Here is a 15,089-nt window from a genome sequence, read left to right as displayed (position 1 = left end):
ACGGTTCAACTTCGTCCGCTGGCCTTGCCTGACATGCGCAAGGCCGGCTGCGCGATCTTGCCGTCTGCCGATGACTGGCCACGCAAGCCGCGAAGGGGGCATCAGCACTGGAGACATCAATGGATCGCCCGGTTCGAAAGCCACCTGATCGAAACGAGGTGCGCCGGCGCATTCTGGAGGTGGCGGAGCAGCACTTTCGCCGCATCGGCTACCATAAGACGTCGGTTGCCGACATCGCAGGGCGGAATCATGAATCGTTAACGCTCTGGTAACCAAGCGGGATTCTGTTGGCCGGGAAGGAGACCGGCCATGGACGCCAGCCGCTGAGCCGAGGGCCGTGTTGTTGGCACCATTCACGACTCCGCCAGCGCTAGTGCCCACAGAGACGTTGAACTCATTCCCGGGGGCGGCGCTATCTCCGGCATCCACGCCAATAGAAGTAGAGTTGCCGACAGCTGTGGCGCCGGGACCGCAGGCAAAGGAGCCTGTGGAGCCGTCCACGGTCGCACCGCCACTGCCCTGTGGCTCGGCGCCTGTTGCGCTTACGCCGCAGACCGCCTGCGCCGCCGCCGCGCCCGTCAGCACCAGCAGGGCCATGACGGCCAGGCCTGCGAGCCCTATCCACCGACCGAACATGTGGCCTCCGCAGATTCGATCCGCTCCGAACGAAGATAAGCGGAGTGAGGATGATGCGACCAGTCGTCAAATGACGACTATTAGGCCAGCCGGCCGGGCGGATTGGGTGCAATCTTCGACCTGTTGCCGGAACGCAACAGAGTCTCTCTTCCCTTGAGAGGGGCGTGGAGCTCGTGGATCAGTCGATCTCGTGCACTCGCGGCAAGGGCCTTGATCCGGAGATCGGCCAGGCGCACTTTCATTGGCTGCGGTCGGCGTCGGATCCGCTAGGTACGTCAAACCTGGTCGGGCTGACAATCGCCTTTTACGCACGCTCCGGCTGGCTGCCCAAGAGGATAGATCCTGGATTTCTCCTTGAGGCGGACGCGGCAATGAGGCTTCAGGCGGTCTACAAGCCAACGACTACCGCGAAGGAGTTAATCGACGCGGTTATCCATCCCAGCCAGTTCGTCCTCTTCGATCTCAGCCCTAAACGAGCTGGTATCGCTGGGATCGAAGGCGCCGGCAGGGGCGGTCCGGGCACCCCGCAAGCACAAGCTAACGTGCGTTCGTCATCGCCCTATGGCGTTGTCGCGCAGGAAGGTTGCGCGAGCTACTCGCGCACGGTTACCCGCGATGTCGCTGAGACCTCGGCGATGGAATCCATATCGACAGTGACAAGACCGCATCCGTCGATCCGAACGGTGACTTTGCCGTCCTCTTGATCGACGCGCGTCGCGAAACCACTGATTTCGACTTTCTGGCCTACCTTGGCCTTCTGCGGCGTGTCGATGGCGAGCGGGAAATTATAGGTCGGCACACTAACGCTCGAAACGCCGTCCTCCATCACCTTCAGGATGGCCGACAGCGTGATCTCATCTCCGATTTTCGGTTTTCGCGCCATTCAAATCGCCCATGATCGTGATCGTGATTGAAACATGCAACTCAGCTAAAATGTTCCCGACCCTGCTCACCTCGAGCGATTGCTAACTTTTATTCAAAGCCATTTGGCCAGATGGTCGTTCGCAAAGCCGCGGCCCGATTCGGAAGACGGCACCTAAGATGCCAGTGAGGGCGCCGCCGATCACGTCGGTGACATGGAACCAACTGAGAGCAATAGGGGAAAGGTCAGGGGGTTTCGGACGGTTCGGACGGTTCGTCTTGTCCTTTCTGATCAAGCACAGCAAGGAGTGCCCCAATGGCGCCAGGTAGGTGCGCCTCGACCTTCAAATCTAACACCTTGTGGAGGAAATGACGGGTCTCATCGGACGCAATCATGCGCCGAACAGCGTGCGCAGCCGACATCTGCCCTGATTGATAATGCTCGGCCATGATTGGAACTATCCCACTCCAGAGCGCCAAACTCGTTCAGGACAGAATGGTTCCAATCAAGGGTCACCTCGGGCGCCCTTCGCTTCAGATCAATGGCGTTCAACTCACCCCTGCTCAGTCTGGCTTCTCGATTGGTCATAGCACTTCTCCTTCCACGGGATCCGGTGATTGCGCGCCATGGCCGCTTTCGCCTCAGCGGTTGGTTCAGCCAGCCTTACTTTGGTCAAAACGGACGCAGCCATTAGGCGATCGAGGTTCGCTCTGCTGAGCTATCGGCTGAATGTGTGCGGATATGAAAGGCGCGGCCAAGAAGTGATTGGCTTCACGGCGTGTCGCTTTGGGGCAGCCATCCGGGAGACCGCCGGGACTGCATCACCGCGATCAATTCGCTTCCGGTTAAGCGGAGAAAGGCGCATTCCTGAAACGCCGGCCACCGGAGGACTGCGCTCTGTTCCGCCCTCCGGTCGCGTCGAGTGCAGTCTCGATGATCTCGCCCGCCACCACGGCGCGCACCTGCTCCAGCATCTTGGGAATATCCCGGGCAGGCAGCGGGCGGCTGAGCAGGAAGCCTTGCGCCTCCGTGCAGCCTTCTCGTCGGACGCGGTCGAGCTGCTCCACCGTCTCAACCCCTTCGGCGGTGGTCCGCATTCCGAGGCTGTTGCCTAGACCCGTGATGGCTCGGATGATGGCAACAGAACTGTCGATGCCCCCCACGTCCGTGATTAAGGATTGGTCGATCTTGATCTTGTCGAACGGGAACGAGCGCAGGTAGCTCAAGCTCGAATATCCGGTACCGAAATCGTCCATCGCAATGTGCACGCCCAGCATATGAATCTGCTGCAGCATCGCCAGCGTCGCCTGGGTGTTGGCCAGCAGCACCGTTTCGGTAATTTCAAGCTCGAGCTGGTTCGGGGGCAGTCCCGAGACATCGAGCGCCTCGACAATTGCCGAGAGCAGGCGCGAGTTGCGAAACTGCATGGGCGACAGATTGACGGCGACCTTGATGCCATCGGGCCAGTGTGCCGCATCCAGACAGGCTTGCTTGACCACCCATTCCCCGACCGGGACGATCAGGCCAATCTCCTCGGCCAGGGGAATGAACTCGGCTGGGGAGACAATGCCGCGTCTCGGGTGATGCCAGCGAAGCAGCGCCTCGAAGCAACTAACCTCGCCACGGCCGATATTGAGGAGCGGTTGGTAGTAGATCTCGAATTGCCCGCGATCCAGCGCTTCGCGCAGATCGAGTTCGAGAAATCGCCGCGCCTGCATGCGGGCATCCATTTGCGACTCGAAGAACCTATACGTCCTGCGTCCCTCGGCCTTTGCCCGATAGAGCGCCATGTCGCCGTTCTTGAGCAACTGGTCGGTGTTCCTGCTGTCGTTGGGCGCAATCGATATGCCGACGCTGACGCTGATCACGACCCCATGACCGTCGACTACATAAGGCGCGCTGAGCGCATCGATGACCCGTTGCGCGAGGGCGGTTGCCTCGACCGGTTGACCTGCCTCCCTTTGAATGATCACGAACTCGTCGCCCCCAAGCCTGGCCACTGTGTCATCATCGCGGACCAGCCGCCTCAGCCTGGAGGCAACCTCCTTCAGAAGGGCGTCGCCGGCCGAATGCCCCAGCGTGTCGTTGACCATCTTGAAATGATCGAGATCAAGGCAAAGGAAGGCGACTTTGCCATCTCTGCGTCCCATCTCGGCGAGGGCTTCCTCGGCGCGTTCGCGGAACAATATGCGGTTTGGAAGGTCGGTAAGCCCGTCATGGCGTGCCATGTGAGAGATGCGGGCCTCGTTGCGGCGCAAGTCGGTCACGTCGTGATGGGTGGCGAGCCACCCGCCGCCCGGCAGTGGTTGGTGGATGAGGTCGATGGTCCGTCCATCATTGAACTCCACCAAGCTCTCCACGCGCTCAGCGCGGTCGATGGTCTCAGAGAGTTGTTGCAGATACTTTCCCGGGTCTTGGCCAACGTACAGCCCCGCCGAAATTCGGTACTGCATCAGATCGGCCCATTGCGTGCCTGGACGAGTCAGGGCCTCCGGTAGGTTGTAGAGATCAGCGTAACTCTGGTTGCAAAGAACCAGCTGTCGCCCGGCATCGAACATGCATAGGCCCACGGGCATGTTGGCGGCGGCGGCTGCTAGGTGCTGCCGTTCCTGTTCGGCCTCGCGGGCCAAGGCGTCACTGCGCTCCAGGCTGGCACGGTAGCCGGCAAACGCCGAGAACAATAGCCCAACCTCGTCGCGCCGATCGCTTTTCAGCGCAACGAGGGTTGAGCGGCGGTCGCCTTGCGTCAACCGGTGCATCGCCTCGCTCGCGGCGAGGATCGGCTTGCTGACATTGTGGTGAATCCAGGCGACAAGCCCGCCAAGACACGCGGCCGCAAAAACAATCGCTATCCAGGTCAGCCGCTGTGCGACGCTGTAGCTGCGATCGGCCATCGCTGCGACAGCAGTGCTGCGCTGGTTGGTGAGGGCCAGCAGGCCGTCCAGTCGCTGAGCCGCCTCGGCAACAATTGGAAGCGACACTGTCTCGAACTCTTTAAAGGCCCTCGATCGCTCTCCTGTTTCCAGGAGCGGGAAAATCGACGTCAGGGAATCTTCATAGGCCGTCCACAGATAGACAAACTGGTCGAACAGGTCCTGCTCGGCCAGCGATCCGGCACTCCTGCGGTAGGCTCGCCGACCTCGGAGTATCTCATCGCTCTCCTTCGCCATCTTGTCATTGATGCCGAGCAATTGTTGAGTATCGTCAGTGCGCATGCGCAGGGTCGCATAGAGCTGGTGTTCCGCCAGGTTGCGCTTCATCTCCTCCACGACCTGGACCTGCGGCAACCAAACCGCGGTGATCTCGCTTGTGACTTCGTTGAGAGATCGCAGCTGCGCGACTCCAAATAGCCCTACTGCCACAATGCACAGCAACGCCAAACCAAAGCCCAGCGAAAGCTTGGTCCTAACGCTAACGCCCTTCAGGTGGTTCATGTAAAACACTGGCACAATACGGCCAATCCCGCCCCACGTACGCCAATTCAACGAGAATTTAGGAGTGAATTCCTTTAATGTCGCACATGACGTATTAATTCGGGCTTAAGACGGTACTTTGTGCAATTTGCAGCCTCCTCTTAGGTGGCGGCGGGAAGACCTGCCGGCGGTCGCAACTTCTCACGCTCGGCGTGGCACTGCGGCAGGCGAGTTTCGACGCGGGCATCGCGCCGCCAACTTTCAATGCCCGTATCATCGCGCTTCGCTTTTTCTTTGGCACGACCTGCGGCCGCGAGGACATGAAGCGGCATACGCAATTCCGTCGGCAACCGCAGAAGTTGTCGGTGGTCTTGAGCATCGAGGAGGTTTCCAACCTGCTGATGGCGGCCCCGGGCCCGGGCCTGAAGTATCGCGCGGCACTCAGCATCTCTTATGGGCTAAGGGCTTCAGAGAATGGATTCTTTGTCATCGGCTCTCCTCGCCCCTTGACTCCAATTCTCACGCCTATAAGACATATCTTATGAATAGTATGAAGAATAAGAAATCTTTCAGCACCGCGCGCACGTCAAGAGTCACGGTGGCGGTTTCCAGCGGCTCGACGGCGCTGCATGCAACTGTGGTCGAGCAGATCGGGCTGCGCATCGTGCAGGGCGACTTCCTGCCCGGCGAGGCACTGCCCAACGCCGACGATTCCAGCCAGATGCTAGGGGTCAGCCGCACGGTGCTGCGCGAGGCGATCAAGGTTCTGGCCGGCAAGGGGCTTGTCGAATCGCGGCCGAAGACCGGCACAAGGGTGCGTCCCCGCGCCGACTGGAATTTTCTCGATCCGGATGTCCTGTCGTGGCGCTATGCCAGCGACGTCAGTGCCGAGGACGTCCGGGCGCTGTTTGAGCTTAGGCGAGCCATCGAGCCGATGTCGGCCGCACTTGCCGCCAAGCGCGCCACACCGGCGCAGCTTGCCGAGATCAATGCCGCGCTGGCCGAAATGGAAGCCGTGGTCGAAGACGGCGACCGCTTCGCCAAACCCGATCTTTTGTTCCATCAGACTATTCTGCGCATGACCGGCAACGAGTTGATCGGCTCGCTGGCGGCTCTGGTCGAAACCGCATTGGTGATGAGCTTTCGCCTCTCCAACGACAATCCGGAAGGGCAGCGCCATTCTTTGCCGCTGCACCGCGAAGTGGCCGAAAAGATCGCATCCGGCGATGCCGCCGGCGCGCAAAATGCGCTGCTGGTGCTCATCGACAATGCCGAGGAAGACGTGCGCCGCAGCGTCGAGAATCGCAACAGGCGCCGCCAGGAACGGGAACAGACATCGTGACCGAGACCAAACGCAAGCTGCGATCCGAGGCCTGGTTCGGCGGTGAGGGCAAGAACGCCTTCATGCACCGCAGCTGGATGAAGAACCAGGGCATCCCCGCCGACGCTTTTGACGGCCGCCCAGTGATCGGCATCTGCAACACCTGGTCGGAACTGACCCCCTGCAATGCCCATCTCCGCGGCCTGGCAGATCACGTCAAGCGTGGGGTCTATGAAGCCGGCGGCCTGCCGCTGGAGTTCCCGGTGATGTCGCTGGGCGAGAGCAACATGCGCCCCACCGCCATGCTGTTTCGCAATCTGGTCAGTATGGATGTCGAGGAATCCATACGCGGCAATCCGATCGACGGCGTCATCCTGCTGGTCGGTTGCGACAAGACCACGCCCGCACTGCTGATGGGCGCTGCGTCGTGCAATCTGCCGACCATTGCCGTTTCCGGCGGGCCGATGCTCAACGGCAAGTTCCGCGGACAGGATATCGGCTCGGGCACACATGTCTGGAAATTCGCCGAGGAAGTGAAGGCCGGCCGCATGCCGATTGCCGACTTCCTTGCCGCGGAGCAGGGCCAGAGCCGGTCGGCCGGCAGCTGCATGACGATGGGCACGGCTTCGACCATGGCCAGCATGGTGGAAGCGCTCGGCATCGGCATGGCGGACAACGCCGCGATCCCGGCGGTGGATTCGCGGCGTGGTGTGCTCGCCCAGCTGGCCGGACGCCAGATCGTTGATCTGGTTCGCAGGGATGTGACTATCGCCCAGATCCTCACCAGGCAGGCGTTCGAGAACGCCATCCGCGTCAACGGCGCGATTGGCGGTTCGACCAACGCCGTGCTGCATCTGATCGCCATCGCCAACCGGATTGGTGTCGATCTCAGTCTCGATGACTGGGACCGCCTTGGCCGCGGCGTTCCAACCATTGTCGACCTGATGCCATCGGGCCGGTTCCTGATGGAAGATTTCTACTACGCCGGGGGGCTGGCTGCGGTCATGGCGTCGCTTGATGAAGTGGGGCTTCTTCATCGCGACGCCACGACCGTCTGCGACAAGACGATCGGCGAGTTGATCGACGGCGCGCCCAACTACAACCGCGAGGTGATCCGGCCTCTGAGCCAGCCGCTGACCAAGGAGGGCGGCATCTCCATTCTGCGCGGCAATCTGGCGCCTGACGGCGCGGTCATCAAGCCATCTGCGGCAACGCCCGCGCTGATGCAGCATCGCGGCAAGGCGGTGGTGTTCGAAAACATCGAGCACTACTACGCGCGCATCGACGATCCGGAGCTGGACATCGACGCCTCCTCGGTGATGGTTCTCAAGAACTGCGGGCCGCGCGGCTATCCTGGAATGGCTGAGGTCGGCAATATGCCGCTGCCGGCGAAGCTGCTCAAGCTGGGCATCTCCGACATGGTGCGCATTTCGGACGCGCGTATGAGCGGCACCGCCTACGGCACCGTGGTTCTGCATGTGGCGCCGGAAGCCGCGGCCGGTGGCGCGCTTGCGCTGGTGCGCGACGGTGACCTCATCGAGCTCGATGTCGCCGGCCGCCGGCTGGAGCTCTTGGTATCGGATGAGGAGCTCGCAATCCGCCGGCGTGACTGGAAGCCGCCGGCGCCGCCGGAAGGGGGCTACCAGAGCCTCTATGTCGAGCGCGTCCTACAAGCAGACAAGGGCTGCGATTTCGACTTTCTCGTCGGCCGGCGCGATGCTGGCATTCCTCGGCATTCGCACTAGAGAGGCGCGCGATGACGGATGAAATCGGCTACGCGATCTATCCAAGCCTCAAGGGCCGCAGTGTCTTCATAACCGGAGGCGGCAGCGGCATCGGCGAAAGCCTGGTGCGCCATTTCTGCGCGCAAGGCAGCCGTGTCGCGTTTGTCGACATGGCCGAGGAGTCTTCACGGCGCCTGGTCGACGCGATCGCAGCCGAGGGACATCGTGCGCCGCTGTTCATTCCCTGCGACTTGCGCAACGTCGAAGAGTTGCAGGCAGCCACGGTGCAGGCGATGCGGCACAACGGCCCCATCCAGGCCCTGTGCAACAATGCCGGCAATGACGATCGCCACCAGAGCAAGGACGTGACGGTTGCCTATTGGGACGACCGCATGGCGGTCAATCTGCGCCACCAGTTCTTCGCCGCGCAGGCTGTGCGTGCACAGATGAGCACGCTGGGCGGCGGCTCGATCATCAATTTCGGCTCCATCACCTGGATGGTCGGCGATCCGGATTGCCCCGCCTATGTCACCGCCAAAGCCGCCGTTTATGGCATGACGCGGGCGCTGGCCCGCGAACTCGGCCCCGAGCGCATCCGCGTCAACTGCATGGTGCCGGGCTGGGTGATGACCGAGCGCCAGATGCGCCTGTGGCTGAACCCGGCCGGCGAACGCCAGATCGAGGAAAGGCAGTGCCTGCCCGATCGGCTGCAACCCTCCGATATCGCGCGCATGGCCCTGTTCCTCGCAGCCGACGACAGCCGCATGTGCACGAGCCAGCAGTTCATCGTCGATGCGGGCTGGGTGTGACCCGCACGGCCCTAGGGAAAGAAGGTTAGTTCATGCGTCTTGTTCAGTTCAAAATGGCCGATGGCAGCAGACGGGTTGGCCGTGTCTCCGACGACGGCAATCATCTGCATCCGCTCGACAAGACCAGCACCGTGCTGGAACTGGCCGAAGCGGCGATCGCCGAGGGCGCGTCCATCGCAGCGCTGGTCGAGAGGCGGACGGGCACCGCGACGGTCGACTATGAGGAGCTGTCGCGCGATGGCCGCGTGCTGGCCCCGGTCGACAATCCGGAGCCGGCGCGCTTCCTGGTCACCGGCACGGGACTGACCCATACCGGAAGTGCGGCCGCACGCGACAAGATGCATGTGCTGACCCATGGCGAGGATGCCGAGGAATCGGATTCGCTGAAGATCTTCCGCATGGGCCTGGACGGCGGCAAGCCCGCCGCCGGGCAGATCGGCATTCAGCCGGAATGGTTCTTCAAGGGCGTCGGCACCTGTGTCGTGCCGCCAGGTGCGCCGCTGCCGATGCCGGCCTTCGCACGCGCCGGGGCCGAAGAAGCCGAGATCGTCGGCCTCTATCTCAATGGGCCGGACGGCCGCCCCTACCGCATCGGCTATGCGCTCGGAAACGAATACTCCGACCATGTCACGGAAGCCGAGAACTATCTCTATCTCGCCCATTCCAAGCTGCGCTCCTGCTCGATCGGGCCGGAGCTGCTGATCGGCGACCTGCCCGACGAAGTGCGCGGCCATTCGCGCATCCTGCGCGACGGCACAATTATCTGGGAGCAGGAGTTTTTGTCGGGCGAGGCGCACATGTCGCACTCGATCGCCAATCTTGAACACTTCCATTTCCGCTACCCGATGCACCGCAGGGCGGGCGACTTGCATGCCTATTTCTTCGGCGCGGCGGTGATGAGCTACGCCTCTGGCGTCAAGACGGCTTCCGGCGACGAATATGAAATCCAGGCACAGACATTCGGCAAGCCACTGCGCAACCGGATGGTGTCGGTGCCGGACGAGGGACTGGTCGCGGTCACCCAGCTGTGACGGCGAAAGTCCGGAAACTGCGGTCCATCAGAACGACAATGGGAGATTGAAAAATGGGACTGAAAAAACTGTTTCTAAGACTAGCGACAATCGGGCTCGGCATCGGCCTGATGACATCGGCGGCGCTTGCCGCGAACCTGCGGGTTCTGGCCTGGGACGGCTATGCCGATCCCGATTGGGTCAAGGACTTCACGGCCGCGACCGGCATCGGCGTCGATGTCGTCTTCATCGGCAGCGATGATGAGATCTGGGCCAAGATCAAGGGCAGCGAAGGCCAGGATTTTGACGTCTTCGCCGTCAACACCGCCCAGTTGCAGCGTTACATCAAGGCCGACCTGGTGTCGCCAATCGACGTGACGAAGCTGCCGAACCAGAAGGAAGTGTTGCCACGCTTCCGTGATCTGTCTCAAGTCAGCGGCGACACCAAGAACGGCAAGGTCTACGGCATTCCGTTCTGCTTCGACTCCATCGGCCTGATCTACGACACCGACAAGGTCAAGCCGGCACCGACCTCGATGTCGGTTCTGTGGGACCCGGCCTACAAGGGCAAGGTGCTGGCCTACGACAATGGCGAGCACAATTTCTCGTTCACCGCGCTGACGCTCGGCTACAAGGATCCGTTCAATCTAAATGAGGAGCAGTTTGCGGCGGTCAAGGCCAAGCTGGTTGAGCTCAAGCGCAACGTGCTTAGCTTCTATACCACCGCCGACGAGGCGCAGCAGATCTACCAGAACAATGACGTGGCCCTGATCTGGGCCAATTACGGCCAGCAGCAGGTCAAGGCGCTGCAGAAGATCGGCGCCCATGTCGCCTACGTCAATCCTAGCGAGGGCGCGCTCGCCTGGCTCGACAACTGGGTCATTTCCAAGGGCGTCCGCGACAATGCGGCGGCCGAGAAATGGATCGATTTCATGCTGAGCAAGAAGGTCAGCGGCGCGCTTTCCGAGCGCACCGGCTTCGGCAACACCGTGGTCGAGTCGAGCAGCGCCGGCGGTAACGACAAGCTGGTCTGGCTCAACAATGTCGAGGATCCGCTCAAGCGGTCGGACATGTGGAACGAGGTCAAGGCGACGCCCTGATCTTGTCCGCCCCATGCCTTTGAAGGACCCGGCGGTCCGGAGGTTCCGGACCGCCGAAGTGTATGCGAGAGTATTTCATGAACCAGAACGCCGACCTGCTGACGCTGCGGTCCGTCTCGAAATCCTACGGCACGGTCCCCGTGCTGCACGACATCGACCTATCGATCCGCGACGGTGAGTTCCTCACCGTGCTCGGGCCTTCGGGCTCCGGCAAGACCACGGTGTTGCGGCTGATCGGCGGGCTGGAGCCGCTGACATCTGGCGAGATCCGTCTGGACGGCCAAGACATCAGCCGCATGCCGATCAACCAGCGACCGTTCAACACCGTATTTCAGGACTATGCGCTGTTTCCGCATTTGACCGTTTCCGGCAATGTCGGCTACGGGCTTTCGGTTCGCCATATCCAACGCAAGGAGATTGCGCGTCGGGTCGCGGAGGCGCTTGACCTGGTCCAGCTCGGGCGTTTCACCGACCGCTTTCCCGCACAGCTCTCCGGCGGCCAGCGCCAGCGCGTCGCGCTCGCCCGTGCACTGATCTGCCAGCCGCGCCTGATCCTGCTCGACGAGCCACTGGCCGCACTTGACCTCGAACTGCGCCGGCAGATGCAGGTCTTCCTGAAATCCATCCAGCGCGAAATCAAGACCACCTTCCTGTTCGTCACCCATGACCAAGAAGAAGCCATCGGCATGGCAGATCGGATCTGCGTCATGGAAGCAGGCCATATCCGCCAGCTCGGCACACCGCATGAGCTTTACTACAAGCCGAATTGCGAGTTCGTCGCGCGCTTCTTCGGCGAGAACAATCTGGTGGCCGGAAAACTTGGGGCCGTCCAGGGCGAACTGCGGTCGATCGAGACGGCGCTTGGCCGACTGGTTTGTTCGATCAGGAACCAGCCTTATTTGAAAGGAGCAGCGGATGGTGCCAGCGCCTACGCTGCCTTCCGTCCCGAGGCCTTGCATCTTGCGGACGTGAAGGACACCGACAACCGCTTTTCCGGCACGACCTCCGACATGGCCTTCGCCGGCTCATCCACGATCGTCACCATCGCGGCCGGCGCCGACGATGGTGCGCAACACTTGCGGCTGCGCGTGCCGAGTCGGGTCGACGGCAGCACCCTGAAACCCGGCGAGGTTGTATCGCTTTCGTTTGCGCCGCTTGAAGGCCATCTGGTGCTGGCATGAGCGAAGCCGGCTCGACACAGCCTGCCGAAAGGCGATGGTCACTGCTGGTGACAGTGCTGGCGTTTGCCTTGCCCGTGGTCTTCGTCCTGATGCCGCTGGCAATCTTCCTCGGCTACAGCTTCTTCAGCGTCGACCAGGGCACGATCGTCTACGGGTTGTCACTTGGCAACTATGTCAGGTTCTTCACCGATCCGATCTTTCTCCCGGTGTTCTGGAATACCATCGTTCTGTGCGTCTCGGTGGCCGTCATCTGCATCCTGCTCGCCTATCCCGCCGCCTATTTCCTGACGACGCTGAAGGGGCGCTGGCGCTATGCCTTGCTGATGCTGCTGCTGGTGCCGCTGCTGATGAGCTACGTCATCAAGATCTATGCGATCCGCAGCATCCTCGGCCTCAACGGTTTTCTCAATAAGGCGCTGGTGGCGCTCGGCATCCTGCAGGAACCGTCGACGCTTTTCGTGTTCAACATGAATGCCATCCTGCTGACGCTGACGTTGTTGCTCATTCCCTTCGCCATCCTGCCGATCTTCCTGTCGCTGGAACGAATTCCGCAGGTGCTGCTGCGCGCCTCCGACGACCTCGGGGCAAGCGGCTTGCAGACCTTCCTGCGCATCACTTTGCCGCTCAGCCTGCCCGGTGTCGCTTCGGCGGCGAGCTTCGTCTTCGTGCTGGCGATCGGCGATTTCCTGACGCCGCAGATGGTCGGCGGGATCAGCGGCTTCACCTTCGGCCGCATCCTCTACAGCCAGTTCGGCACGGCTTATAACTGGCCGTTCGGCGCCGCGCTGTCGGTGGCGCTGGCAGTCGTGGTGATCGCGGCAATCCTCGTCGGCGAACGCTTCGGGCGCCACCGGGGGATTGCGATATGAGCTCCCTGCCCCGACTGTCCACCATCTTTCTGGCTGCGATCACGACACTGGTTGCGGTATTGCTCTACAGCCCCCTGTTCGTGCCAATCGTGTCTTCATTCTTCACCATTGCGCACGGCAATGTCGACTGGTCGTCGCCAACCCTCTCGACCTATGTCGCGCTGGCCGAAAATCACGACATATTGGCCGCCTTGCGCACCACGCTGATCGTCGGTGTCTGCACTGTCATCCTGTCGGTGGTCAGCGGTACGCTGCTGGCGCTCTACTATCACGGCCGGCGTTCCGGGCGTTCGATCCTGCAGTTCATCATCTTCCTGCCGTTCCTGATGCCGCCGATTATCAGCGGTCTGGCGCTGCTGATTTTCTTCCGCGAAATCGGCCTCGAACGCTCGCTGCTGACGGTTGTCATCGGCCATACGGTCTTCGTGTTGGCGATCGTCTATCGCACGGTGCTGATGCGGCTGCAGTCGATGAGCCGCACGCTGGTCGAAGCGTCCTACGATCTCGGCGCCACGGGCTGGCAGACGTTCTGGCGCATCATCCTGCCGAACCTGTCGAGCGCCATGGTCGGCGGCGCCATCCTGGCCTTCGCGCTGTCGTTCGACGAGACGATGATCACCATCCTGGTCACCGGCACGCAGAGCACGCTGCCGGTGAGGCTTTGGGCGATGATGCGGCTTGGCTTCTCACCCGACATCAATGCGCTGGTGGCGCTGATCCTGATGTTCACCGTGCTGCTCTGCGTGCTTGCCGCCCGCTTTCTTATTCCGAGGCAGGTCGCGACGGAACAGACTTGACTTACAGGGCAATTGTCATCGGGAGAAAGCGGTCGAAAACCCGTCCCGGGTTGAGGATGTTTCTGGGGTCAAGTGCCGTCTTCAGCCGCCGCATCGTCGCGATCTCGGCATCGCTGCGGACCAGATGCAGCCACTTCTTCTTGTCGAGGCCGATACCATGTTCGGCCGAAACGCCACCGCCGGCCGCCGCGACGCCGCGATAGACGATGTCATACGCCGCCGCAGGATCGACCGTGCGTACCTGATAGTGCAGATTGCCGTCGCCGAGATGGCCGAAGACATAGATGTCGGCGCCGGGGTCGACGGCATGGATGGCAGCGTGCGCCTCTTGCAGAAAATTTCCCATCCGCGCCAACGGGATGCTGATGTCGACGCCGATCAGATCCTTGATCGAAAACAGGACGCGATTGGCGTCTTCGCGCACGTCCCAAAGGGCTCGGAATTCGCGCGACGACTGCGAGACGACGACATCGTCGATGACGCCGTCCTCGACCGCTTGCATCAGCACTTCGGCGAAGCGCTCGCCGTCGCGCTCTGGCTCGCTGCCCTGTATCTCGGCCAGCACATAAACAGGCGAGCCCGCGGGCAGCGGCGCCCGCATGGCCATGCTGGCGACCATGACGTCATAGAGCGGCGCGAAATTGACCTCATAGGCGGACAGCAGTGGGCCGAGCTTTTGCCGCAGCAGCCCAAGCAGCGCGATCGCCGCATCGAGCGAGGAGAGCGCGCAGAAGGCGTTCACCTCGGACGCGGGCTTCGGATGCAGCCTGAGCGCGGCGCGGGTGACAACACCGAGAGTTCCTTCCGTGCCGATGAAGAGCTGGCTGAGGTCGTAGCCGGAATTGTCCTTGGGCAGACCTTTCAGCGAAGTCAGCACGCCACCATCGGCAAGGACGGCTTCCAGCCCCAGAACCTGCGCCCGGTACATGCCATAGCGCAGCACGCGGATGCCGCCGGCATTGGTGGCGACATTGCCGCCGATCGTTGCGGAGCCCCGCGCACCGATATCGACGCCGAACATCAGCCCGGCGCTATCGGCTGCCTCCTGCAGCGCCTGCAGCGTCGCGCCCGCTTCGGCAACGATGCTGGCAGCCTGGCGATCCGGCACTGCGAGCCCGGTCATGCGCTCCAGCGAGAGCACGATTTCGCCTGGCTGGACACGCGCCGCGCCCGTTAGCCCCGTGCGTCCGCCCTGCACGACAACCGGCTGGCCGAGATCGTTGCATGCGGCGAGTGCCGTGGCGGCCCCCAAGGTGTGGCCCCGGGGCCGCACCGCGTAGGGAAGCGCGGCCCGGGTAACGGGGGGGTAGTCGCGGTATCGGGGGTGGCACTTAGCGCCCGCGAGCCCGCCGCCCCCCCCCCGCCGG

General features: G+C 62.2%; 13 protein-coding genes and 1 pseudogene. 9 read left to right on the top strand and 5 right to left on the bottom strand.

Annotation, left to right across the window (positions count from 1 at the left end; genetic code table 11):
• Window positions 1-119: 119 nt before the first annotated feature.
• A pseudogene (locus NKJ90_RS29540) lies at window positions 120-239 on the top strand (TetR/AcrR family transcriptional regulator); the annotation flags it as partial.
• Between the two features lie 989 nt (window positions 240-1,228).
• Here the strand turns inward: NKJ90_RS29540 and NKJ90_RS29535 are convergent.
• The 4 genes from NKJ90_RS29535 to NKJ90_RS29520 all read right to left on the bottom strand — a co-directional run bounded on the left by NKJ90_RS29535 (window position 1,229) and on the right by NKJ90_RS29520 (window position 5,243).
• Window positions 1,229-1,519, bottom strand: coding sequence for a hypothetical protein (locus NKJ90_RS29535; RefSeq protein ID WP_023759624.1), 291 nt, complete (start codon window positions 1,517-1,519; stop codon window positions 1,229-1,231).
• Window positions 1,520-1,743: 224 nt separating this feature from the next.
• Window positions 1,744-1,947 (bottom strand): hypothetical protein, encoded by a 204-nt coding sequence (locus tag NKJ90_RS29530; RefSeq protein WP_023759625.1) that lies wholly within the window; start codon window positions 1,945-1,947, stop codon window positions 1,744-1,746.
• A gap of 396 nt (window positions 1,948-2,343) precedes the next feature.
• Window positions 2,344-4,932: an EAL domain-containing protein gene (locus tag NKJ90_RS29525; protein WP_023759626.1), complete on the bottom strand. Its 2,589-nt coding sequence runs from the start codon at window positions 4,930-4,932 to the stop codon at window positions 2,344-2,346.
• Window positions 4,933-5,072: 140 nt separating this feature from the next.
• Window positions 5,073-5,243 (bottom strand): hypothetical protein, encoded by a 171-nt coding sequence (locus tag NKJ90_RS29520; protein ID WP_156938553.1) that lies wholly within the window; start codon window positions 5,241-5,243, stop codon window positions 5,073-5,075.
• Between the two features lie 266 nt (window positions 5,244-5,509).
• Here NKJ90_RS29520 and NKJ90_RS29515 point away from each other — a divergent pair, with 266 nt between their 5' ends.
• The 8 genes from NKJ90_RS29515 to NKJ90_RS29480 all read left to right on the top strand — a co-directional run bounded on the left by NKJ90_RS29515 (window position 5,510) and on the right by NKJ90_RS29480 (window position 13,722).
• Window positions 5,510-6,253, top strand: a complete 744-nt coding sequence (locus NKJ90_RS29515) for a FadR/GntR family transcriptional regulator (protein WP_023759628.1) — start codon at window positions 5,510-5,512, stop codon at window positions 6,251-6,253.
• Complete coding sequence (locus tag NKJ90_RS29510; RefSeq protein ID WP_352487463.1) at window positions 6,250-7,977, top strand: IlvD/Edd family dehydratase; 1,728 nt, start codon at window positions 6,250-6,252, stop codon at window positions 7,975-7,977. The genes NKJ90_RS29515 and NKJ90_RS29510 overlap by 4 nt, the downstream gene beginning before the upstream one ends.
• Window positions 7,978-7,988: 11 nt before the next feature.
• Entirely contained in the window at window positions 7,989-8,765 is a 777-nt protein-coding gene (locus NKJ90_RS29505) for an SDR family NAD(P)-dependent oxidoreductase (protein WP_023762407.1), read from the top strand.
• A 32-nt stretch (window positions 8,766-8,797) separates the two neighbouring features.
• Window positions 8,798-9,796 carry an AraD1 family protein gene (gene araD1, locus NKJ90_RS29500; RefSeq protein ID WP_352487462.1) on the top strand — a complete coding sequence of 333 codons (999 nt, stop codon included), beginning with the start codon at window positions 8,798-8,800 and terminating at the stop codon, window positions 9,794-9,796.
• A 53-nt stretch (window positions 9,797-9,849) separates the two neighbouring features.
• Complete coding sequence (locus NKJ90_RS29495; protein ID WP_023762409.1) at window positions 9,850-10,875, top strand: ABC transporter substrate-binding protein; 1,026 nt, start codon at window positions 9,850-9,852, stop codon at window positions 10,873-10,875.
• 77 nt (window positions 10,876-10,952) lie between these two features.
• On the top strand, window positions 10,953-12,056 hold the full coding sequence (locus NKJ90_RS29490) for an ABC transporter ATP-binding protein (protein WP_023762410.1): 1,104 nt from the start codon (window positions 10,953-10,955) through the stop codon (window positions 12,054-12,056).
• Window positions 12,053-12,925 (top strand): ABC transporter permease, encoded by an 873-nt coding sequence (locus tag NKJ90_RS29485; RefSeq protein WP_352487461.1) that lies wholly within the window; start codon window positions 12,053-12,055, stop codon window positions 12,923-12,925. The genes NKJ90_RS29490 and NKJ90_RS29485 overlap by 4 nt, the downstream gene beginning before the upstream one ends.
• A complete protein-coding gene (locus tag NKJ90_RS29480; RefSeq protein ID WP_023762412.1) occupies window positions 12,922-13,722 on the top strand; it encodes an ABC transporter permease in 801 nt (266 codons plus the stop codon). Before NKJ90_RS29485 ends, NKJ90_RS29480 begins: the two co-directional genes overlap by 4 nt.
• A gap of 1 nt (window position 13,723) precedes the next feature.
• Here NKJ90_RS29480 and NKJ90_RS29475 read toward each other — a convergent pair.
• Window positions 13,724-15,089: FAD-binding oxidoreductase (locus tag NKJ90_RS29475; RefSeq protein ID WP_352487460.1), on the bottom strand; the 1,366-nt coding region annotated here is incomplete at its 5' end.

This window comes from Mesorhizobium sp. M0051 (genome assembly GCF_040323235.1).
GTDB lineage: Bacteria > Pseudomonadota > Alphaproteobacteria > Rhizobiales > Rhizobiaceae > Mesorhizobium.
Note: the sequence above shows the minus strand (reverse complement) of the source record. Positions and strands in the feature narration are given on the sequence as shown.

Coding starts and splice junctions, on each gene's coding strand:
- NKJ90_RS29535 (WP_023759624.1), bottom strand. CDS start 1,519: ATGGCGCGAAAACCGAAAATCGGAGATGAGATCACGCTGTCGGCCATC.
- NKJ90_RS29530 (WP_023759625.1), bottom strand. CDS start 1,947: ATGGCCGAGCATTATCAATCAGGGCAGATGTCGGCTGCGCACGCTGTT.
- NKJ90_RS29525 (WP_023759626.1), bottom strand. CDS start 4,932: ATGAACCACCTGAAGGGCGTTAGCGTTAGGACCAAGCTTTCGCTGGGC.
- NKJ90_RS29520 (WP_156938553.1), bottom strand. CDS start 5,243: ATGCCGCTTCATGTCCTCGCGGCCGCAGGTCGTGCCAAAGAAAAAGCG.
- NKJ90_RS29505 (WP_023762407.1), top strand. CDS start 7,989: ATGACGGATGAAATCGGCTACGCGATCTATCCAAGCCTCAAGGGCCGC.
- araD1 (WP_352487462.1), top strand. CDS start 8,798: ATGCGTCTTGTTCAGTTCAAAATGGCCGATGGCAGCAGACGGGTTGGC.
- NKJ90_RS29495 (WP_023762409.1), top strand. CDS start 9,850: ATGGGACTGAAAAAACTGTTTCTAAGACTAGCGACAATCGGGCTCGGC.
- NKJ90_RS29490 (WP_023762410.1), top strand. CDS start 10,953: ATGAACCAGAACGCCGACCTGCTGACGCTGCGGTCCGTCTCGAAATCC.
- NKJ90_RS29485 (WP_352487461.1), top strand. CDS start 12,053: ATGAGCGAAGCCGGCTCGACACAGCCTGCCGAAAGGCGATGGTCACTG.
- NKJ90_RS29480 (WP_023762412.1), top strand. CDS start 12,922: ATGAGCTCCCTGCCCCGACTGTCCACCATCTTTCTGGCTGCGATCACG.